This window comes from Actinoplanes sp. NPDC000266, assembly GCF_042899005.1.
In the GTDB taxonomy this organism is placed as follows: Bacteria; Actinomycetota; Actinomycetes; order Mycobacteriales; family Micromonosporaceae; genus Actinoplanes.
Genome location: NZ_JBIAZI010000025.1, coordinates 1 through 19,583 on the forward strand (window position 1 = coordinate 1; position 19,583 = coordinate 19,583).

The window sequence follows — 19,583 nt, forward strand, 5'->3', positions numbered from 1 at the left end:
CCCCGGGCGCCCCCCGCTAAGCGGTGTTTGTGGCCCCCTGGGCCAACCGGGGGGGGATCCGAGGATCCTTTGGGGGGGTGGGGGGGGGCGGGGCGGGGGGGGGGGGGGGCCCCCGGGGGGGGGCGCCCCACACCGGCAGGCTGGGTGGTTGGCTCAGTGAAGGGTGGAGCTCGCGAGGTGCTCGAGGGTGCTGAGGAAGTGCTCGCCGATGCTGAGGGTGCCCAGGGCGACGACGTGGATGGCGATGGTGTGGGCGACCTCGGTGGAGGGGCGGGTGATGTAGCGGGTGGCGAGGCGGTGCAGGCGGCCGTGGGTGGTGGGGTTCTCGTTGGTGCCGTCGTCGGTGGTGCGGTTCATGGCGTTGCCTCCGGGGTGGTGCGGTGGTGCGGCGTGTGCGCCGGGTTCGTTGTCCGGGGCTGCCGCGGTGACGGGGCCATGAGGGGACGGGCGCGGCGGCGGCGGGCAAGCCAGAATTTCGGGTCAAAAGATATTGGAAGCGCGGCAGTCCGAAGCGTTCGTGGTGGGGGTGGCTGTCGCGCTTCCAAGATGTTTTGCCGGCTTGCCGGTCGTGGCCGGGTCGGTCATCTCTGAGAGCTGGCGAACGCGGTGCCCGGATTCGTCACCGCGTTCGCTGGCATGGCCCGTGTGGAGGAGGGCGGGTGCCGCAGCCGGTGGTCGGAGAACCCGAGTGCACACACCGTGTGGACGGTCGCGTCGGCCTACCCCGGGCCGCGGCGGCCGGGCCTTCTGAGTTCCGGATGGGCGTCGACCGCGCGGGTATGACGGTTTAGCGCCTGGACAGGGCGCCTCGGCTGGTGCTGAGGCGCCCTCGCGTTGTGGCGGGTCAGCCGTGGTGGACGAACTCCAGGTCGGTGACGACTTCGGGCCAGGCGGCGGCGTCGATGCGTTCGCCGTGCGGGGTGACGACGGTGTGTCCGTCGCGCTGCCTGGCCGGGGAGAACTCCGGTTCGGCCAGAATCCGGACGAACTGCGGGGTGAGGTTGTACAGGTCCCGGCCGCCGCCGGCGTCGCTGAGGATGTTGAGCCGGTCGGCGGCCACGAGCACCCGCTGTCCTTTGCCGATGCCGCGCAGCGACGGCATGAGGTCCTCGTCGAAACAGGCGACCTCGAACGGCACCCGCTGGGTGTCTTTCCACCGGTTGCGGTTGTCGTAGTAGCCCTGCTGGTGCTCGATGCCGAAGGTGACCATCGGCCGCTGGTCGTTCCCGATCTTCAAGGATCGGGCGGTGGCGGTGACCCAGCCGCTGACCAGGCAGCGCAGCATGTGCGGATCCCTGGAGGTGGACACCGTGTGCACGAGGTCAGGAGTCAGGTCGAAGCGCGGCTCACCGGTGTCGAAGGCCTCCCGGATCTTGAAGCGGGTGGCGTGCACGAGGACCCGCTGGCCCTTGCGGATGTTCGCCAGTGAGGGCATGAGGCGTTTGTCCCAGCAGGTGACGTCGAACGGCACCCGAACCGTGTTCCTGGTGGCGCCGCTGTCGCGGTGGACCTGCTGGTGGTCGAGGCTGAAGGTGACAAATGGCCGGCCGCTCTGGGTGGCGCGCGATTCGGCGTCGGTGGTGACGGTGCCTTCGACGAGGAAGTCGAACTGCATCATGATGGATCTGCTCCTTGACAAGGTGTCGGCGGGGAACCGGAAGAGACAGGGGGTGGGGCCGGCAGCGACCTGCCGGCCCCACCTGCGGGAGTCAGCCGGCCATGGCCAGCTCGCGCTCCTGGTCTTGGTCCCGCGGTTCCTCGTCGTCGAAGCTCCACTTGTCCGGGTCCGGGGTCTGCTTGGGCAGTGCCTTGGCCCCGGTGAAGCGCATGGACAGCGCGACGTTGCTGGCGTTGGCCTGCAAAATGGCGCCGGGGGTGCCGTCCTGGCGCAGGAAGGGCCACACGTCGACGTCGCGGGCGTCGATGTTGACGGTGTTGCCCTTCTCGAGCTCGGCGCACCGTTCGGCCAGGTCGCCCCAGGCGGACACGGCGACGAACATGGGCGCCGCGTCCTCCCACTGGCCCTCGGCGTTGCGGCGGCGCCGGTTGTGTACGACCCGCAGGCGGCAGACCGCCTTGCCGGACTTCGTGAAGTCCAGCTCGGGGTCGAACGCGAGGTTGCCCTCGAACTGGAAGATGAACTGAGACATAGCAGTGGCTCCGATCAGCCTGGATGCTGATGCGGCACCGGCCGGAGCCGGGGATCGGGTGACCCGGGCGCCGTGGTGCCGCGCTGACGGGCCGGTCAGAGCCCGCCCATGGGCCGGGGCGCCCAACCCTGTCTGAGTCAGGAGATCTTGGCGTTGAGCGCAGCGAGACACGGGCGCCAAGATGTTCTGCCGGGGTTGGGCAGGCCCGGCCCGGGTGGGCTGACCTTCGGGTCCTCAGCAGCGGCTCCCACGGCCGTCCTGGGCCACCAGCCCACGCTCGGGTGGCGCCGTCACCAATTCAGGCCGAGACCGCCGCTGGCGGGCGTCCCGGTTCGACCGGACGCCCCGCGAAAACGGGAACCGGCAGCGACGATGTCCACCGCCGCCGGAAATCGGCCGCACCACCTCACCGGGGCAGGGAAGCGGACGGCGGCTGGGAACGACCGCGAACCCATCAATACCGGACGGTCGCCGCCGGCAACCAACCGAACGTCGACGGTGGACGAGGCTCTGGCGTTTCGGCCTAAGCGGCGCGCCGAGTGGTGCCGCCCGCCGGTGCCGGACGGGGCCGCGCGAGTCCAGCGCGCCAGCCGGAATCGATGGTGCGGCGCGTCTCGGTCCGGCCGAGCCCGGCAGCGTGCGAAGCCTCGGCGAGCTGCCGGCGGACTGCGGCTTCGTCAACACCGCCGCGAGCGGCGAGCTGCCCCAGCCGAAAGGCCGCGCGGTTGAGAGCGTCGTTGCGGCCGCCACCGGCCACGCGTTCACCGGCATGGAACACCGGCCGTGGCGCCTGCAGAATGCGCTGCACCTCGCCGGCGAGCGCGGCCCGGGTGTACCGGTCCAGGTCGACGACCCCACGTGGGGCGGGCGGTAGTGCGGCGGCCGGTAGGACCAGGCGGCGCAGCACGTCCGGGCACGCGGGCAGGACCGACTGCGGTGTCCAGGGCTGCTGGAAGCGGTAGCGGGCACCGCTGGCGTGCAGTGAGGGCGCCGCGACCACCAGGCCGCCGCGGCCGCGCCAGTCGACGCCGGGAAGCAGGCCGACGCGGCTGGGTAGATCGCCGGCGGCGAACCACAGATGCCAGCCGGACCCGGTACGCGCGAGCGGCCCGGCCGGGCGTATCACGTCGAGCAGGCCGAGCACGGCGCGCAGCCCGGCGTCGGTGTCGATGTCGCAGACGTCGAGGACCGTGCCGGTGGCCAGGCCGATGTTCGCGTGCGGCCACCGCCGCCACCAGGCCCGCACCACCGGCAGCCGGGTGGAGGCATCGTGCAGGCCGTGCCGCAGCCGCGGATGTTTGCCCGGCGACTCGCAGGCCACGCTGCTGCGGCAGCTGCACCTGCCGTCCGGTCCCGGAGTGTGCAGCGGGATCACGGGGATTCCTGCCTTGGCGTAGCGCAACGCGGCGGCGAGCAGAGCCGCCCGCAGCGGCGGGCCGTCCGGCCGCAGGCCCGGCGCGGTCGGCGCCTGATGCTCATGGGGGCGGTCCGGCTCGGAAGTTAAGACGGCTGTGTGGTGGCCGGCGGGGCCGGTGTCTGCCACGTTGGAGCGGCTGATCGCGGCAGCGGCTGGACGAGCAGACGACGGCGCCGTTGCGGGATCACAGATGCCAGGGCTGCGTGCGCTGGGAGAACGGTCGGACATCGAGACCTCCTGGACAGGTGGCGCACCGGCGGTGCGCAGACAGCGTGATGCGGGCGGCAAGACGTGGCAGCGGTGCCGTCGCTGCGGGTTGTGCGTAGGTCACGGTCACGGTTCCGGTGGTGGCCTCGAAACGAGGTGCACGGTCCGGGCCACGCCGGGGCCACGGGGTATGGCCCCGGCGTGGCGGTCACAGCTGCGGTGACCGGTCGGGCGGTTGGCCGGTAGAAGGCCGCTGGTATGCCTGGACGCCAGCGGCCTTCTACCGGGTAGGACGCTTTCCTGCGAGCTCAGGCGGCCTTCTGCTTGCTGGCGAGGCGCCGGTCCGGCTGGCTGAGCTTCGCGCGGAGCTCTCGTTCCGCGTCGTCGATGCCGCCGCCTTCGATCGCCTCGTAGTGAGCGCTTGCATCGGCGAGTTCGGTCGTGGGAAGACCGGCGGTCTTCCACATGCGGGCGTACAGGCCGGCGGCTGTGGTGTTCAGCGGTACACGCAGGCTGGTTTCGCAGAGGGCGACGCAGCATTCGGCGGCGGTTGCGGGGCGCGTGTCAGCGCCGGCGGCGACGCGGTCGAGAAGCTCGCGGCAGTGCGAGCGATACGTCAGCTCGTTTTTGATCAGCAGGCTGGTCGACGGGAGCAGCAGCATGAAGCTGCGCCAGATCTGGTCCTTGGCGCTGGGGTGGCGGTTTTGAGCGGCGCTGATCTCTTCTTCAGCGATTTGCATCGCCTCGAAGTACGGCGTGAGCTCATTCTTGGTCTCGGTGTACAGGTCGGTCGGGTTCACGGCGTCGGAACTCCTTGTCAGACGGTGGGCCGCCGGCCGCTGCGCGGGAAGCGGCGACCGGGGCCGCGGTGCCGGACCAGTCGGGTCACGGCAGCCGGAAAAGGGCACAAAAAGGCCCGGCCCTCAAGGGCCGGGCCGGGCTGGTGGCTCTGCTCCGCGGCGGCCGATTCGGGGCCGAGGCGAGCGGGGCGGTGGGCTAGGGGTGCGGTGGCGGAATCGAGTCCGCAGTTCAGCCGTCGAGTTCGACCTCGAAATCGTCGCTGTCGTCGGGCCAGGCCGTGACGCCCTCCATAGCGTCGAGAGTGCCTTCGGCGGCTTTGACACAGTCTCGGCCCAGCTCGCGGGCGTGACTGTCGCTGATAGCGCTCACGGTGATCTCGAGCCGGACCATGGCGCTCACCTTGAAGGCGCGTTCGCGTAGCGGCAGCGGGATCTGCAGATAGCGGTTCAGGTCGTCGACGAAGTCGTCGAAGTCCTTGCACCATTGCCGGTCGTTGGCCTCGTCGAGCAGCTGCCCGCCGATCATGGCGATGTCGTGGTGATGCTCCGCCTTGATCCGAGTGGCACGCTGCCGCTGTCGGTCGGCGTCATCGCGCGCTGCGGACAGCTGCGCGCGCATCGCGCGCATCTGCTCGGCCTGGGCCTCGCTGTAGGCGGCGATCATGAGGGTCATGACAGGTCGGTGGCCTTTCGTGAAGGGAACACGCGCGGGCAGAACCGGCGTGCACCACGGGAGGAGGTGGCAGAGGCCGGTGAACGTCGCGACCGGTCGATCGGCAGGTCTGTCGAGGGATCCGGCCGGATCGGCCTGCGTAGATGTGGCGGTGCGACGGCCGGTTTCATCACCGGCGCGGCAGCGTGCGGCGGCGCTGGTGCCGTCCGCGGGGGAACGCGGTCGTGGGAGCAGGCCGCGTGGCGAGTTGGGGCAGCGGCTGCAGGTCCGGTGCCGGCACGGCCGGGTCTTCGTAGGATCCCGGCAGCAAGGCGGCCAGATCCATGCCGACCGGGACGGCGGCGTCCCAGACGTGGGCGCGGCCGGTTACCGCGGCGGCGATCACGACCCACTGACTGTTCGGGATGGCGTACCGGCCGCGTTCAAAGCTGCCATCGCCGGCGCGGGCGTCGTAGGTTTCGCCGAGGTCGGCCAGAAGCGCGGTGAAGACGGCGGCGACCACAGTGTCGACCAGCTCGCGCGGGCCCGCGGCGTCGGCGTGGATCCGGTCGCGGATGACACCCAGTTCGCCGGCCGTCAGCGCACGGCGGACGAGATAGGCGCCGGAACTGGGCGCGGCGGGAAAGTAGATGCTCAAGCGGATGCCTCCAAACACACAAACAAGGGCCGGCTCCAGCGACTCGGTGGTGTCGCAGGAGCCGGCCGGGGCGGGAGATTGAGACGAGGAGAGCTGCTGCGGCCGCAGGTCAGGGCTGGGCGCGGCGGAAGACCGCTACCCGGCTGTCGGGCAGGGTGAGACTGCGAACGTGGTCGGTGAACAGATCCGCGGTGAACCGGGTCAGGTCGAACAACCGCAGCGGAATCCCGGCCTGGTCGAACACGTGGGCCCATCCGCGCTGGTCGCGTTCCTGTTCGGCGAAGGCCCGCCGATGCGGATGCACGCCGAGATAGCTTCGGGTGAACCCGTCGGTGACCTGCTTCGCGTCGGGGCGGGTCCGGGGCGCGCCTTCCGCGTCGAGCCAGTCCCCGATCACCGACGCCGGCAGGTCATGACCGGCGGCGAGCGCCTCGATTGCGCACAGCACTGGCACTGTCAATGGGTGGCTGCCGCGCTGGAAGGTGCCGTAGCCGTAGGCCTCGACGACCAGCGCCTCGCCGGGGCCGCGGGTCAGGGCGGCCAGATGGGCCCGGCTCGCGGGCAGGTCACCGCTGATCGTGGTCCACCAGGTCAAAGTCGGATCATGCGGGTTGGCCACCAGCACCCGGGTTGCTGGGTCACGCACGTCCGGTGGGGTCCCGGGACTGCGGCCTTCGCGCAGGTCCCGCAGCCGGGCCAGGCGTCCGATCGCCCCGCGGGTCAGGTCCGACAGGGCCGTGACCGCCTGGCGCTGATGGTTGAGCTGGTACTCGGTCAGCTCGGCGGGAGGAACGATGACCTGCGCGTGGTAGGTCAGCCACGCGATGCTGGTCCGATCGCTGCAGACCACGTAGCAGATGCTGTTGCTGTGCGGCTCGGTTCCCGGCTCCGGGTACAGGTTGGCGTACAGGACCGCTGCCGCGTCCGAGTCCAGCGTCCCGGCGGGGATGTGCGGCACGTGGTCGATGAGGCTGTGCGCGCTGAGGCGGCCGGCGTCGACCGGGCCGAGCGCGCGGATCAACCGCCACGCCTGTTCCTGCGTGCGATGGCTCACCAGAGGTTCTCCTTCCCCAGGTAGGGGTACGCGGAGCCGGCTGGTGCCGGCCCGAGAGGTGATCGGTGACATCCGGCGCCGCGAAGCTTCGTGCGGGTTGAGCGCCGCCGGAGTTCGGCAACGGCAAACGGCGCAGAACCCGGCCACGCTGGGTCCTGCGCCGTGCCGGTCATCACGGCTGAGACGCCGGCTCAGGACAGCGCGGGCTCCGGCGCCGTGTCCTGAGCGCCGTGACCGGCGGCCTCGTCGCCGCCGGGCTCGGAGGTCAGCCCACCGTTGTCCGAGTCGGCCTGCGGGGCCGGTCCGTCATCGCTGCCCAGGGCGTCCGCCTCGTCAGGAACCCGGGTCGGCTCCTCGGCGGCGGCGTCCACCTCACTGGTGGCGGCGTCCGCTTCGTCGTCGTCCCAGTCCACCTCGTCGTCCTCGTCCTCGTCGGCGGAGTCGGACTCGGGCTCGGCGGTGAGGGCCTCGTAATTGGCGGCCTCGGCGTCGGTGAGGGGGTAGCCGGCGCCGGTCAGCATGTCGTAGAAAGCGACCGCCCGCGGCTTGTCGAGGCTCCACGAGTATTCCTCGGCCGCGAGTTCCAGGTTGTACTCCATGGCGCAGAGCCAGCGAGCGACCACAGTGCGGCGCAGCTTGTCCTCACCGGCGGTGAGCAGGGCGTCGTTGTCGGCGCCACCGAGCGCGGTGAACAGGTCGCCGAGCTTCATGCCGCGGCTCATGCTCTGCCCGAGCAGGCTCGCCCGAAGGGCCGGCTGGAACAGCGTCCGTGCCGCCTTGGCGGTGCCCCAGGTGGCCCGGATGAAGTCGCGGCGCACCTCGAAAGCCAGGCGCAGCTGCTCCCGGGCTTCGGCCTGAGCACGCTTTTCCGCCTCGCGGGCCGCGGCCTGTTCGCTGTTACCAGATCCGGTGCGGCGGGTGTAGCCGTACTTGTCGGGGTCCGCGCAGTAGACGACCGTGTTGGCGTCATCGCCGTTGCGTTCGATGAACGCGGCGATCCCGGGCAGCGTGGTGGCCTGCTCGGGGTCGAGCGGGTTGCCGTCGGCGTCGGCCAGATTCCGCACGTCGACGGCCTGGCCGCCGTAGCCGAACTCCTTCGGCCGGGGGGTGACCTTCACCCCGGCGATGACCAGGTTCGCCTTCGCCAGGTCCTTCGCGGCGGTGTACTTGCGGCTGGCGCGGGCGTTGGTCAGCATCTGCCGGAAGCGCCACTCGTTCCCGATCTCAGCCACGAGCTTGTTATATACGCTCGGGGTTTCCTCGAACTCGGCCAGGGCCTGGGCCTGGTCGAAGGTGATGGAACCCGCGTCGATGGCCTGCTTGGCCTCTGCGGGCAGGGTGCGGACCTGCATGGTCTTGCGGACCTTGTTGGCGGAGATCGCGCGCACCTGGCCGATCTGCTCGGCAGTCCAGCCCTCGAGGGTCAGCTGGTGGAAGCTGTCGGCCTCCTCGCTGACCGTCAAACCGCGGCGGTGGGTGTTTTCCAGCAGTTGGGCGAGGATGTGGTGCGCGTTGCCGTAGTCGTCGATGACCCAGCACGGCACCTGCGGCAGGCCGACCTCGATGGCGGCGTACTTACGCCGGTGCCCCATGAGCAGCATGAACTTATAGACCGTTTCGGTGCCGTCGTCGTCCTTGACGGTCACAGGGCCGTCGAGCGCGACGATGACCAGCGGTTCGAGCGCACCGACCAACGGCATCGAGTGGGTCAGATCGGACAGGTCACCGATGGCGCTGCGCGGGTTACGCGGGTTGTCCATCAGCTCGTTCGGGTCGAGCAGTTCCATGCGCACCGACGGCGGCTGCTCGACGACCGCCAACGGCAGCGACGGCGGGACCGGCTCGTCGTCATCGACGATCTCGCCCTGGACAACGTCCTCATAGACGATCTCGCCCTCGACGACACCCTCGTCGACGTGCGGCGCGGCCAGTTCAAGCTCGGTGGTAGGCGTGGCGAGATCCTCGGCGAGGTCCTCCGGGGTGGACACGACAGCGGTCACGACAGGCACTCCTAAACAGAGAAAGACAGACGGCGGGCGATGCCCGCCATCCCGCCCGGACGGGGTGACGCCCCGTGGGCGGTGCTGGCCCGGTCCGCCCGGCCGGCCGATCGGCGCGGGCCCGCCAAGACCCGCTCGGACCAGGCAATCGACGCCCGGCGGCAGGTGCCAGCCGGGCGGGTCCTGGCGGGGCAAGCCGCGGACGGCCAGGATCCGGTGGCCAGCACCCACACCGGGGCGGCCCCGCCGGTGGCCAGCCCGACCACACGACACAGCAACCGCGCAGCAGAAGCGCGTGTAGGAATCGGTTACGCGCTCAGCGCTGGCACCGGCTGCCAGTGCTGGTAGGCACGCAGCAACGCTTGTCCGTGGCTGTCGCTGGAGTTGGCACAGGCCAGGCACAAGCCCACCCGCGGGCCGTGCATCTCGTACTCCTCGGCGACCAGGCTCAGGCCCGCGCTGAACGCGCTCAGCGGGCCTCCCGGGTCGTTCTGCCGGTCGTCGAAGCCCCACAGCAGCCAGCCACACAGCACGCACCGGCCGTGGTAGCGCACTACCCGCTGCCCGCCATGCCACCCGCCGGAAACGCTCTGGGCCGGCAGGCGGAGCACGGCCGCCCCGGTCAACACCAGCGCCGGCATCGGCACCGGCCGCAGAGCCCGGTCGGGCGCGAGCAGATACTCGGTGCCGACGACGCCGATCGGTTTGGTCATCCGGACCACCCGCCCTGCCACCGGCACACCGGATTCGGTGAACGCGTCATCCGGCAAAGCCACGTGGGTGCCGTGATGCTCCACGAACGCGCGCGCGTCGGCCTGCACACCGGCGCTGCGATAGGCGAACCCGTTCGGGATGACCGCGACCAGCCGGCCGCCGGGCCGCAGCAGATGCCACGCGGCGCGCAGATGATCGAGCCACACATCGGCCTGCCCGGCGACCGCGAACGGCGGATTCATCACCACCGCGTCGAAGCGCACCTGCTCGCGGCCGGCGGTCGCGGCATACCGCTCGAACGTCGTGGCGTGCACGGTGACGCCGGAATGGCCCCTGTGCCGTTCGGCGCAGGCCGCGGCCCGCACCGGATCCCGCTCGACGGCGCTCACCCGCAGACCTGGGTTGGCCCGCAGGATCGCCGCGACCAGCGCGCCGTCGCCGGCCGACGGCTCCAGCACCCGCGCCCCGGCCGGCAGCCAGCGCAGATCGTGGTGCGGCCACGCGCACAACTGGTCGGCGAGCCAGTCGGGGGTGCGCACGAACCCGGCGCGCTGCCGTACCGGAATCACCATCGGGCCGCTGCGCAGCTGCGTAGGTCGTTGGTTCCTGTCGGCCGGGTCGGTGGCTGGGCGGCCAGGCGCAGCGACGATGCCACCTGGACGAGGCGAAGACGTGAATGCGAACAAATTGCCCTCCTAAGGCGAAAGGCCGCCCGCCGTGCGGGCCGGTGAGGGCAGCGGCGCGGCGGGTGGCGCGAGAATCGAGGAAAAGGGGTTCGTGCTGTCGGCCGGCCGGAGAGGATGAGGTGGCCGCGAGCCGGGTTGGTTATGGCTGTTCCCGGCGCCGGTTCGCGTGCAGCCTTGCGACGAAGGACGGCAGGAGCCGGCGGTAGTTGAAGCTGACGCCGTAGCCGTCATGCACGGGTTCGACGCCCAGGTCGTCGGCGGTGGCCCACCACAGGTCTTCGCCGACGCTGTTGTCGAGCGTGTCGAACAGCCGCCGCGTGTCGTCGTCGAGCAGCGCCCGGACGGTGGCGGCGACCCCGTGCTCCCAGCTCACGCCGACGTCGTCGTCTTCCAACGCGCTGTGGTCGTCGGCGTCCAGCAGCGGATCGCCGTTGAGGGCGAGCAGCTGGTAGATGGCGGCCGGGGGTAGGTGAGCGGCGAAGGCCCCGAGCACGGTCACGATGCTGTGCACCGTGTTGGTCCACACGCCGGGGAAGCGGCGGTGCGCGACGCGGAAGTTGCTGCGCTGGGCGCTGCTGGACTGCCCAGGGACCCCGTCGTCGCGGGCGGCCGTGCCGAATGACAGGTACGACGCGTTCGCTCTCATGTGCGGTTGGTCGCTGATTTGCGCGGCGGTGAGGTAGCCGGGATCAGCGGCGGTGCGCGGATCGGCGTAGCCGAGGTGATAGCCGGCATCGGCGAGCCGGCCCAGCGTCACGCGGGCGGCCGAGGCGAGCCGGGCGATCAACCAGCCCGCCCCGGTACTGACGGGCACGATCTTCTCGGGCTCGAGCCGGTCCGCACCGGCGGTTCGCATCCACCCGTCGGTGAGCACCACCAGCGTGGCCGGGCGGGGCAGGCGCAGGCGGCCGGCAGCAGGTCGGCACCGAGCAAGATCAGCGGCACCCGATTCCAGCGCCGCTGCGCCGCAGCGGTGAAACGCTGATGTTCGTCGAGCCAGACACCGGCACACACCGCACATCGCTGGGCCTGCGCCCGTAGGCCGGCGTCGCTGGTGAGCAGCAGCACCATGACGATCACCGCCGGCCGCGGCCGGAATCGCCGGCGGCCGGGCTCCTGCCGGTGTCGCCCGACGGCCGCGCGCTGCGGGTGCGCAGCGTGATCAGGCCGTGGGTTTCCTCGGCGGTCAATGGCCACGGCAGGCCGGCCGGGTCGATGCGGGCGGTGACCAGCGTACTGACGATCAGCGTGAGGGTGATCGGCGCGCTGTGGGTGAAGACGCGTACCAGGGCCTGCCGGGCGTGCATGTCGTGCCCGGTGCGCCAGCACCACCAAGCGGCGAGCGTGGCCACCGCCGCGACGTGGGCGTCGGGAACCCTGCGGGTCAGGTCGAACCACAACTGCCGCTGCCACGGCTGGTCATTGGTGGCCCGCCAGGCCTGCTCGCGGACCTGCGGCGTGCGTAGGGCGATGACCAGCGCCGCGACCTGCGCGTCGGTCAGGCGCTGGCCCTTTTCGGCCAGGCGCAGCGCGTCGTCCAGGGTGAACACGATGCGCGTGTCCTGGTGCTCCAGTAGTGCTTGAACGCGCTGCTGGGCGGCCGGATCGGGCACCAGTTCGGCGAGAAGTTCTCCGCGCGAGGCCAGCGCGACGTTGCCCTGTGCGGTGAGCGTGGCCGCGGACACGGTGGCGCGCGGCTCGAAGCGGACACCGTGGCGTGCCGAGCAGTCGCAACCGTCGGTGACGCAGTAGTACTCGTCGGCGGTGACCCACCAGCCGTCGGCGACCACGACATCGCGGCGCAGCGCACGGATGAGCTCGTTGAGCCGCTCCGGATCCGGCACGTGGCCGTAGCCCAGCACCATGACGGCGTGGGTGCCCGGCCCGCATTGCTTGCGCAGCCCGGCCGCCAGCTCGCCGATCGGGGTGTCCAAGTCGGCGCGGGCACCGGCGTACAGGCCGCCCTGAGCGTCGAGCAGGAGCACGACGAACGAGTCCTCGGGGTGAAAGCCGAGCACGTACGGTACGGCCCCAAGCAGGTCCTCGGGAGATCTGATGGAGCAACGGAACTCGTTGGTACTCAAGGGGATGTGTCCCTTCGCGGCAGGGCCTCGCCGCCGCGGAATTGCGGGCGGCGAGGTCACCGCGACCCCGGTCTGCCGGCGCCCGCGAGACTCGCAGGTCTCAGTGCCGGGTGCCGGCGCGCACCGAGCCGCGCTGACACCCCCGCGCGCACCGGCCGTGCCGAGGCGACGGGCAAGGGACCCGATCGGACCCGGCACCATCACCATGTGCTCGCCGTGATCAGGTGCGAGGGTGCCCGGGGTCGGACGGCATGCCCTTGCCGCCGACTGGGCAGGCCGGTACCTGGGCGCCGGGGCAGCGCGCCGGTGCGTGACCGCCCCGCCGAGAGGCATCCGATCCGGGGCATCAGCAGGGACCTGCGGAAGGGACGGCTAGCGGCGCAGGAAACCGCGCACTACCAGCACCGTGGCCGCGCCGGCGCACCGCGGGAACAGGCTCAGCACGTCGCCGAGCTGGGCGCAGCCGGCGGTGTGCGGCAACAACCGGGCCACCAGCAGCGGCACGGCCGGGACGAAGATCCACGCTAAGGCGATCAGCAGGCCCGCGGCTACGACGCGGGCTGTGTCACGGGGCGGGTTACGGGGGTCAGGGTCTGACATGACGGTGGTTCTCCCAAGGCGAGGCGGGACGGGGAGCGGCAGGCGCGACCCGTTTGGCGAGGAGATCGGTGCTCCTACGACGCCGCGTCGCGGGGCTTGTTGTGGCCGGACGCTGCTCCCTGGACCGGTGGGCCCGTCCAGGGAGCAGCGGATGTCAGCCGCGCGGCGTGCCGGGGCGAGGGCCGGGCGGGATGGGCAGCGACGCCCAGATCACGTCCTCGGCGATCTGCCGCCAGCGCAGCAACCTGGTGATCATCACCGAGAGGTCGTTGTCGGGTGCGAGATCGCTGGCTCGGCGGGCGGCGAGGGTGGCCAGCAGCCTTTCGCCGCGTTGCCATGCTGCCCAGGCCAGCAGGCTGGCCGGTGCGGCGAGATGCGCCTGGTCGACGCGCCGGACCATCTCGACCCACAGGTTCCGGTGCCACAGCTCGTCGCGGGTGGCCATCCAGGCCCTCTTCTGCAGGCTCGGGTCGAGCAAAGCGACGGCCAGCCGCGCCGCATCGACGTCGGATAGCGGCAGCCCGGCCCGCGCCTCGCGCATAACGCGTACGAGCAACCCGAGTTGCGGGCGAGCCGTGGGCCGCAACGCCGCGACCAGCTCTGCGGTGCGGGCTCGGACCCGCCGGTCCGGGTCCGGTTCCTGCGGTCCGCGAATCAGCGCGGCCGACGGGGGCACGGGAGCGCCTCGGGGGGTCATCGCGGCGGTGATCGCCGTTGACGACAGGTCGAACGGCGTCGGCTGACGATGGGGACAGTCCTGGCCGCCGCACAGGCACACGTAGTGGGCTCCGGTGACCAGTACGGCGGCTTCGACGTGCAGGTTGGTCAGCAGGAGTCTGATGACCGCCGTGACGCTGGGACGAGCGGAGTCCGGCCCGTATCCGATGACGACGACCCGGTCAGCGTCGTAGACGTTGGCCAGTTGCAGTAGGTCGGCGCGTAAGGCGACGGGGTTGGTGTCGAGGGTGAAGTCCTGGAACGTTCGGACCCGGTTCTGGCTGGTGAGCAGGACGACGACTAGACCGTCATCGGGCTGGTGGCCAACGGAGTAGCTGGCGGCGGCGAGCAGCTCGACGATGTCGAACTGACCACGCGGCGAGGAGATGAGCATCAACGGGTGTTTCCTCTTTCGGAAGGCCAAGGGGTTCGGCCGGGCAGGCGGGGGCAGGCGCGCGGCCGGGCTGAGACGTTGCGGGCGCGCAGACGACTGCAGGGGCCAACGGCGGTTGCCGCAGGCCCCTGCAGTGATCGAAGGGTTTACTGACGTGGTCGTGGCGCCGACCGGAGACGGCCGCAGCTGTCGCCGGGCCGGGCAAGGGCGCTGATGGCCGCGGCGCCGTTAGTGGCGCGGCTGGCCGGGCGGCCGGGCGATGCCGTCGTCGCGTCGGGTGATGTGGTCGGAGCCTTCGAGCAGTGTCAGTCGGCGCAACACGATGCGAAGGTCCAGTCCGCTGACCTCGGCCAGCGACTCGGGCGTGATCGTGCCCTGCGCTGGTACGGCAGCCAGGATGCGGGCGGACTCGTGGTCGAGCGCGGCGGGGTCATGGTGCCGCGGCGCCGCGGCAGGTGCGGGATCGCCGAGGACGTCGAGGACCTGCGACGGCCCGGTCACCAGCGTCGACTCCGGATGCTCGCGCAGCAGCTCGTGGCCGCCGGTGGACATGGCCGAGGTGACCGGCCCCGGCACGACCATGGCCGGTCGCCGCAACTGCAGCGCTCGGCACATCATTTGGAGGCTGCCGCTGCCGGCGGCGGCCTCGATGAGAACCGTCCCCGCGGTGACCGCCGCGATTGTCCGGTTCCGGGCCAGGAACCTGTGCCGCAGCGGCTCAGCCCTGGGCGGCCATTCGCTGATTAGCAGCCCCGTCTCGGCGATCTGCGCAAACAACAGGGCATTGGCGGCCGGATGGGGCCGGTCCACTCCACAGGCCAGGACGACGACGGTACAGCCGCCGGTGGCCAGGGTGGCCCGGTTCGCGGCCGCATCGACGCCGAACGCGCCACCGGTGACAACCGTCCAACCTCGCCCGGCGAGCCCGGCCGCCATCTGCGAGGCGACGTGCACGCCGTATGGCGTCGCCGCCCGAGCCCCCACCACCGCGACCGAACGACGCAGGACCTCGCCCAGCGGCCAATCGCCGCGCACCCACAAACCGAGCGGCGGCATCAGATGGCGATCTCGGCGGCCCGGCAGATCGCTGGCGAGGCGAGCCAGGTCGCCGATACGTTCCGGCCACTCCTGATCAGCGGGCACGACGAGGCGCGCCCCGCCCCGCTCAGCCAGCCCCAGCGTCACCTCCGCGTGCGGACGCGGGTCACCGCCGGCCGTAAGGGCCGCGTTCACCGATCTGCGCAGAGCCGGGTCAGCGATGTCATCGTGCAGGAGCCGCTGTAGGGCCTGCTCGGCCCCGCCGGCCTGCACCATCTCCCACAGCGCCTGATCGCCCGGCTCGGCAAGAAACGACAACGCTGCCCGCGCGACACGATCGTCGCTGTGCTGGTCGGTCATCGGTTTTGTCCCATCTGCATCTGCATCTGCAACTGCAAATGCTGTTGGACAGTGACCACGACCGGTGTCTCGACCGGCTGCGCCGCGCGACGGATCGTGCGCCAGGCGGCGGGGTCGCAGGTTAGCCAGCGCGTGCGATCGTCAAGGGTGATCGCGACGACGTCACCGACGGCGAGGGAGCGAAGTTTCATCAGCCGGTAGGTGCAGGCAAGGAGGAACGCCGATTCGCCTCCCGCGTTCGAGCGGGCCGCCTCGAGACTGTCCAGGTCGGCGTTGAGGACGTGGAAGACCCATTCCGCGATCTGCCGCGGGTCGGTGCCCTCGGGCAACTGCCGGTGGTGAGAGATCACCGGCGTCAGCGTGTGCCCGGCGGTGTACGGCGTGAACCAGCCGCTGGTGTTGTGATAGACGGTGATGACGTGCAATTTCATCACGATGACCTCTCCGGCGTGAGTTCCATGCCCGCCTGCCGCGAGCATTGACAGCCGAGCTGCCCGAGGCCGTCGCGCGCTGTGCTGCCGGCGTGCGACGCGGCCCAGGGGGCGCTGGCCTGATCCGCCGGGCCGGCCGATCGGCGCTGGCCCGGCAAGACCCACCCACAACGGCCTGGCGCAGGCGAGCAGTCGCCGGGTGGGTCTTGCGGGCTGCGCCGGGGCCGGCCAGGATCTGGGGCCAGCGCCCCTGCCGCGGCGTACCCGCGGCACGCCAGCCCAGGCAGACGGGCGCGGGCAGGGCGGCACGATGCCGGTTTCCCGGACCTGCGACGGACTCGCGTGCCGTCACCGGCAAGTGGAGGTGCTGATGGCGAAGCCCTTGCTTATCCGGCCTGCGTAGCCGGCCCCCGGTGAGCGACCCGGCTCAGCATCGCTTCGCGCCAGCGCAGCGCGAAGCGCCGGCAGTTGCCGCAGCGGCCGCGATGCCCGCATCCGGGCAACGGCGGTTGAAACCGTGCCGCCCACGACCAGGCCATCGAATGAGTGGATGTCGCGCGGTCGGCGAACCGCAACAGCCCCAGGGTTTTGACCCCGTACAGATGAAGCCGTCTGAGGCCGGCCCGGTGCAGCAGGTCCACGATGGTCTCGGCCTGCGCACTGGCCTGCCGGTGACACAGGGACCCGACCGCGACCAGGGGTAGCGTGCGCAGGTCGACCCCGTAACGTGCGTACAGCTCGACACATTCGATGTAGTCGTCGGGCTGCTCACCCTGCACCGCCGGCACGACCGGCAGGTCCGCATCGATCGTCTTGAGGTCGAGGAAGTTGCGCACGGTCAAGTGCAGGTGGCGGCCGACACCGAGCCCGGTGCGGGCGAGAGTGCCGGGGTCACACATCCAGTCCTGCGCGGACGCCCACTCCAGACCGGCTATCTCGGTGGCATACCGGCGGATCCGGGCGGCGTACTCGCGCGGCGTAGGCCCCTCGGCCCAGCTACCGCTACGCCGAAGTTGGCTGTAGCCGCCCGAGTCCAGCGCCCACCGGCAGGCCGCGCGGGGCAGGCGGCGCCGTTGCCGCAGGGTGGTGTCCGAGACGAACAGCGGCACCGGGCTGTCGGTGAGCCAGCCGGGGCGGTGGGTGCCCAGATAGAAGACGTCCATCAGGCGGTGAACCCGCAGCCAGCCGGTGCTGTCAAGGCCGTCCATTGCGGTTCGAAGCTGCGCCGCTGTTTGTTGAGCACTCCGGCAGGAGCGGCGACCAGCAGGTGCTCGACGCGGGGATAGCCAGGGCGCGGCCGATGGCGCCAGACGCGGCGGATGCCGTGTTCGTCGACGGTGACCGGGCCAAGCCGTGCCAGCTCGGCGCACATGCTGTTCCTGCTGCCCTGGGCGAGGAGGCGGACCGAGCGCATCGCGGCGGCCGGCCCGGTGTAGGTGCGGCGGACGTCGTAGAGCGCCCACGGCAGCGTGGCGAGACGCTCATCGGCGCGCGCGATGAGCGGGCCGAGGCCGTGCAGGTTGCCGAGTTCGCGGGCGCTGTGCGCGCCGAACAGCCGCATCCGCGGGTTGAGCGCCATCGCCGTGTACTCCAACCGCAGGGCCAGGATCGCCGCGTTCGGGTGCTGCTGCCATCGGACGGCCCAGCGGTCACGGTTCGCAACGGCTGCTTGGAACGGGCAGTGCGCGCAGCAGCTGCGCTCGAATCGCCGGCCGGTGGCATCGAGCAGGAATCGGCTGGTGGTGGCCCGGTCCCAGTTCCACCGTTGCAGTGGATAGTCGGGGCGGCGGCCATTGCGGGTGATGGCCCGGTCGCGGTCGATACGGCGGGTTTCGTTGGCCGCGTAGACGAGCACGTGCCGGTGCCCGGCCGGCATGTGCTCGGCGACCCAGGCGTCGATGGGTTCGCCTTTCCACCGCAAACTGCACCGCCGGTTGGAGACCTGGGCGATCGTGCCGTTGACCGTCAACTCGTCGGACAATCGCACAGGCCCTGAGCGAACCAGCCGGGCCGGGCCTGCGGAGTCGTCGAGGACCACGTATTTTGGCCGGCCCCGGCTGAGGGTCAGCGCGGGTCGGGCCAACTGCACGAGCCGGACCCGATGGTGGGCGAGCATCGGCAGAACGTCGGTTCCGATGGCCTCGTAGGTGTCGGGGTATTCGTCGCCGACCTGGCTGATCACTACCGTCAACGCCGAGAGGGGAAAGTCGCGGCTGGCCGGATCGGTCAGCCAGCGCACCAGAATTCCTGTCGAATCGACGCCCATGCCCAGGCTGAGCAGGACCGGTGACATCAGGCAGAGCCCCTTCGGGTGGAAGCGGCACCCGGCCGAAAGTCGGCTCGACAGAGCCGGGCGGGGAGCTTCGTCGCGGTGGTCATCGCGTCGCCTCGCGAGCCAGCAGCATCCGGTAGTCGTCGGTGAGTTCGCTGATGGTGTCGGCTACCACGCCGAGCAGCATCTCCGCGGGGTCGACGTCGGGATGGGCCAGCTCCGTGGCCTTGATGCGCGCTGAACTCAGGGTGACAGCCCCGGCAAAGGTCAGCAGAACGCGGAAGGCTCCGTCGAGGTGCTCACCGTCGCAGCTCGATTCGATCTGGACGTTTGTCACCGGGCCGGCGACGCTGAGCACGCCGTTGGCGAGGCACCGGTCGACGAGTTCGGCCGCGACTGCGCCGAACTCGTAAGCCCGAGGATTAAGCATGGTCAGCAGCTCGGCCAGGCGCACATCGGGACTCGTGCGACCGCTGGGCTGCGGGCCGGCGGTGAGCCAGCGCAACTGTTCGATGTCGACCATCACGGCCGGTGGGCTGCCTGGCAGGTCCCGCAGGCGGGGGCCGTGTCGCTGCTCGGCGGCAGGGAACACCATTCCGGGTTGGTAGGTGGTGTGCGGCAGACGGTAGTGCCGGGCGTGGTGCAGGGCGATGTCCGCTGTCCGGAAGGGCTGCTCAGCGGGCGCCGTGGTGGGCGGGGCCGCGCCGATGACCGCCGCGACCTGGACGAAGCCGGCGGCGTACGGCAAAGCCACTGGCACGCGCAAGGCCTGTTCGATCTCCGTGATGGTGTCGTGCAGCGTGGTGGTGTCGGCGTCGGGCAGTAGCAGCGCGAACTCGTCACCCCCGAGTCGGCCAGCGACACCACCGCACCGACGAGCGATCGTGCGCAGGCGGTCGGCGATCTGCCGCAGCAGGACGTCACCGGCGCCGTACCCGTGCTGGTCGTTGATGGCCTTGAACCGGCGCAGATCCAGCAGGATCACCGCCGGCGGCTGTCGCCGCGCGAACTGGGCGTACTGGTGCAGCAGGCCGCGCCGGTTCGCCAGACCGGTCAAGCCATCAGAGTGGGCCTGCACGCGTAGTACGGCAGTGCGGCGGCGGAGCCGGCCGATCACCGTAGTGCCCACGCTGATCTGTATCAGTTCGAGCAGGCACAACAGTGCGCCGAGGAGTAGGTACGTGGAAGGCATCGGGTGAACCTCCGAGAATGTGCAGAGTGGGGCCCGCCTGATGTCGAGGCCCCACTCAGAAGTGCGAACGGAAGAAGGAGGGCGGCCGCCGCCGGATCCGCCCTGGCGCCCCCGGCACGCCGAGCCAGCCCTGTGGCGCGGCGTGCCGATACCGCAG

Annotated in this window: 19 protein-coding genes; all 19 read right to left on the bottom strand. The window is 71.0% G+C overall.

Annotation, left to right across the window (positions count from 1 at the left end):
- Positions 1 to 153 precede the first annotated feature (153 nt).
- On the bottom strand, positions 154 to 357 hold the full coding sequence (locus ACFY36_RS51010) for a hypothetical protein (protein WP_499753183.1): 204 nt from the start codon (positions 355 to 357) through the stop codon (positions 154 to 156).
- Between the two features lie 487 nt (positions 358 to 844).
- Complete coding sequence (locus tag ACFY36_RS51015) at positions 845 to 1,618, bottom strand: single-stranded DNA-binding protein (protein WP_499753184.1); 774 nt, start codon at positions 1,616 to 1,618, stop codon at positions 845 to 847.
- A 91-nt stretch (positions 1,619 to 1,709) separates the two neighbouring features.
- Complete coding sequence (locus ACFY36_RS51020) at positions 1,710 to 2,150, bottom strand: single-stranded DNA-binding protein (RefSeq protein ID WP_499753185.1); 441 nt, start codon at positions 2,148 to 2,150, stop codon at positions 1,710 to 1,712.
- A 523-nt stretch (positions 2,151 to 2,673) separates the two neighbouring features.
- Entirely contained in the window at positions 2,674 to 3,693 is a 1,020-nt protein-coding gene (locus ACFY36_RS51025; RefSeq protein ID WP_499753186.1) for a bifunctional DNA primase/polymerase, read from the bottom strand.
- Between the two features lie 389 nt (positions 3,694 to 4,082).
- Complete coding sequence (locus ACFY36_RS51030; RefSeq protein ID WP_499753187.1) at positions 4,083 to 4,574, bottom strand: hypothetical protein; 492 nt, start codon at positions 4,572 to 4,574, stop codon at positions 4,083 to 4,085.
- A gap of 229 nt (positions 4,575 to 4,803) precedes the next feature.
- Positions 4,804 to 5,247, bottom strand: coding sequence for a hypothetical protein (locus ACFY36_RS51035; protein WP_499753188.1), 444 nt, complete (start codon positions 5,245 to 5,247; stop codon positions 4,804 to 4,806).
- Positions 5,248 to 5,416: 169 nt separating this feature from the next.
- The gene (locus tag ACFY36_RS51040; protein ID WP_499753189.1) at positions 5,417 to 5,884 is read right to left on the bottom strand and encodes a hypothetical protein; all 468 of its coding nucleotides are present in this window, start codon (positions 5,882 to 5,884) and stop codon (positions 5,417 to 5,419) included.
- A 109-nt stretch (positions 5,885 to 5,993) separates the two neighbouring features.
- Positions 5,994 to 6,938 (bottom strand): hypothetical protein, encoded by a 945-nt coding sequence (locus ACFY36_RS51045; RefSeq protein WP_499753190.1) that lies wholly within the window; start codon positions 6,936 to 6,938, stop codon positions 5,994 to 5,996.
- Between the two features lie 191 nt (positions 6,939 to 7,129).
- Complete coding sequence (locus ACFY36_RS51050; protein ID WP_499753191.1) at positions 7,130 to 8,938, bottom strand: ParB/RepB/Spo0J family partition protein; 1,809 nt, start codon at positions 8,936 to 8,938, stop codon at positions 7,130 to 7,132.
- 308 nt (positions 8,939 to 9,246) lie between these two features.
- Positions 9,247 to 10,224 (bottom strand): methyltransferase, encoded by a 978-nt coding sequence (locus tag ACFY36_RS51055; RefSeq protein ID WP_499753192.1) that lies wholly within the window; start codon positions 10,222 to 10,224, stop codon positions 9,247 to 9,249.
- Between the two features lie 253 nt (positions 10,225 to 10,477).
- Positions 10,478 to 11,194, bottom strand: coding sequence for a hypothetical protein (locus ACFY36_RS51060; protein ID WP_499753193.1), 717 nt, complete (start codon positions 11,192 to 11,194; stop codon positions 10,478 to 10,480).
- 220 nt (positions 11,195 to 11,414) lie between these two features.
- Complete coding sequence (locus tag ACFY36_RS51065) at positions 11,415 to 12,755, bottom strand: DUF4192 domain-containing protein (RefSeq protein ID WP_499753194.1); 1,341 nt, start codon at positions 12,753 to 12,755, stop codon at positions 11,415 to 11,417.
- Between the two features lie 39 nt (positions 12,756 to 12,794).
- On the bottom strand, positions 12,795 to 13,022 hold the full coding sequence (locus ACFY36_RS51070; RefSeq protein WP_499753195.1) for a hypothetical protein: 228 nt from the start codon (positions 13,020 to 13,022) through the stop codon (positions 12,795 to 12,797).
- A gap of 154 nt (positions 13,023 to 13,176) precedes the next feature.
- Positions 13,177 to 14,133, bottom strand: a complete 957-nt coding sequence (locus ACFY36_RS51075) for a DUF4192 domain-containing protein (protein WP_499753196.1) — start codon at positions 14,131 to 14,133, stop codon at positions 13,177 to 13,179.
- 228 nt (positions 14,134 to 14,361) lie between these two features.
- The gene (locus ACFY36_RS51080; protein ID WP_499753197.1) at positions 14,362 to 15,531 is read right to left on the bottom strand and encodes a DNA-processing protein DprA; all 1,170 of its coding nucleotides are present in this window, start codon (positions 15,529 to 15,531) and stop codon (positions 14,362 to 14,364) included.
- Positions 15,528 to 15,962 (bottom strand): hypothetical protein, encoded by a 435-nt coding sequence (locus ACFY36_RS51085; protein ID WP_499753198.1) that lies wholly within the window; start codon positions 15,960 to 15,962, stop codon positions 15,528 to 15,530. The genes ACFY36_RS51080 and ACFY36_RS51085 overlap by 4 nt, the downstream gene beginning before the upstream one ends.
- 386 nt (positions 15,963 to 16,348) lie before the next feature.
- Positions 16,349 to 17,170, bottom strand: a complete 822-nt coding sequence (locus ACFY36_RS51090; RefSeq protein WP_499753199.1) for a deazapurine DNA modification protein DpdA family protein — start codon at positions 17,168 to 17,170, stop codon at positions 16,349 to 16,351.
- Complete coding sequence (locus ACFY36_RS51095) at positions 17,125 to 18,255, bottom strand: adenine nucleotide alpha hydrolase family protein (protein WP_499753200.1); 1,131 nt, start codon at positions 18,253 to 18,255, stop codon at positions 17,125 to 17,127. Before ACFY36_RS51095 ends, ACFY36_RS51090 begins: the two co-directional genes overlap by 46 nt.
- An 82-nt stretch (positions 18,256 to 18,337) precedes the next feature.
- The gene (locus ACFY36_RS51100) at positions 18,338 to 19,426 is read right to left on the bottom strand and encodes a GGDEF domain-containing protein (RefSeq protein ID WP_499753201.1); all 1,089 of its coding nucleotides are present in this window, start codon (positions 19,424 to 19,426) and stop codon (positions 18,338 to 18,340) included.
- Between the last annotated feature and the right edge of the window lie 157 nt (positions 19,427 to 19,583).

What these genes read in the sequence shown, in the direction of transcription:
- ACFY36_RS51075 (WP_499753196.1), bottom strand. Translation starts at nt 14,133, where the DNA reads ATGCTCATCTCCTCGCCGCGTGGTCAGTTCGACATCGTCGAGCTGCTC.
- ACFY36_RS51080 (WP_499753197.1), bottom strand. Translation starts at nt 15,531, where the DNA reads ATGACCGACCAGCACAGCGACGATCGTGTCGCGCGGGCAGCGTTGTCG.
- ACFY36_RS51015 (WP_499753184.1), bottom strand. Translation starts at nt 1,618, where the DNA reads ATGATGCAGTTCGACTTCCTCGTCGAAGGCACCGTCACCACCGACGCC.
- ACFY36_RS51085 (WP_499753198.1), bottom strand. Translation starts at nt 15,962, where the DNA reads ATGAAATTGCACGTCATCACCGTCTATCACAACACCAGCGGCTGGTTC.
- ACFY36_RS51065 (WP_499753194.1), bottom strand. Translation starts at nt 12,755, where the DNA reads ATGCCTCTCGGCGGGGCGGTCACGCACCGGCGCGCTGCCCCGGCGCCC.
- ACFY36_RS51035 (WP_499753188.1), bottom strand. Translation starts at nt 5,247, where the DNA reads ATGACCCTCATGATCGCCGCCTACAGCGAGGCCCAGGCCGAGCAGATG.
- ACFY36_RS51100 (WP_499753201.1), bottom strand. Translation starts at nt 19,426, where the DNA reads ATGCCTTCCACGTACCTACTCCTCGGCGCACTGTTGTGCCTGCTCGAA.
- ACFY36_RS51055 (WP_499753192.1), bottom strand. Translation starts at nt 10,224, where the DNA reads ATGGTGATTCCGGTACGGCAGCGCGCCGGGTTCGTGCGCACCCCCGAC.
- ACFY36_RS51090 (WP_499753199.1), bottom strand. Translation starts at nt 17,170, where the DNA reads ATGGACGGCCTTGACAGCACCGGCTGGCTGCGGGTTCACCGCCTGATG.
- ACFY36_RS51095 (WP_499753200.1), bottom strand. Translation starts at nt 18,255, where the DNA reads ATGTCACCGGTCCTGCTCAGCCTGGGCATGGGCGTCGATTCGACAGGA.
- ACFY36_RS51060 (WP_499753193.1), bottom strand. Translation starts at nt 11,194, where the DNA reads ATGCGAACCGCCGGTGCGGACCGGCTCGAGCCCGAGAAGATCGTGCCC.
- ACFY36_RS51020 (WP_499753185.1), bottom strand. Translation starts at nt 2,150, where the DNA reads ATGTCTCAGTTCATCTTCCAGTTCGAGGGCAACCTCGCGTTCGACCCC.
- ACFY36_RS51070 (WP_499753195.1), bottom strand. Translation starts at nt 13,022, where the DNA reads ATGTCAGACCCTGACCCCCGTAACCCGCCCCGTGACACAGCCCGCGTC.
- ACFY36_RS51010 (WP_499753183.1), bottom strand. Translation starts at nt 357, where the DNA reads ATGAACCGCACCACCGACGACGGCACCAACGAGAACCCCACCACCCAC.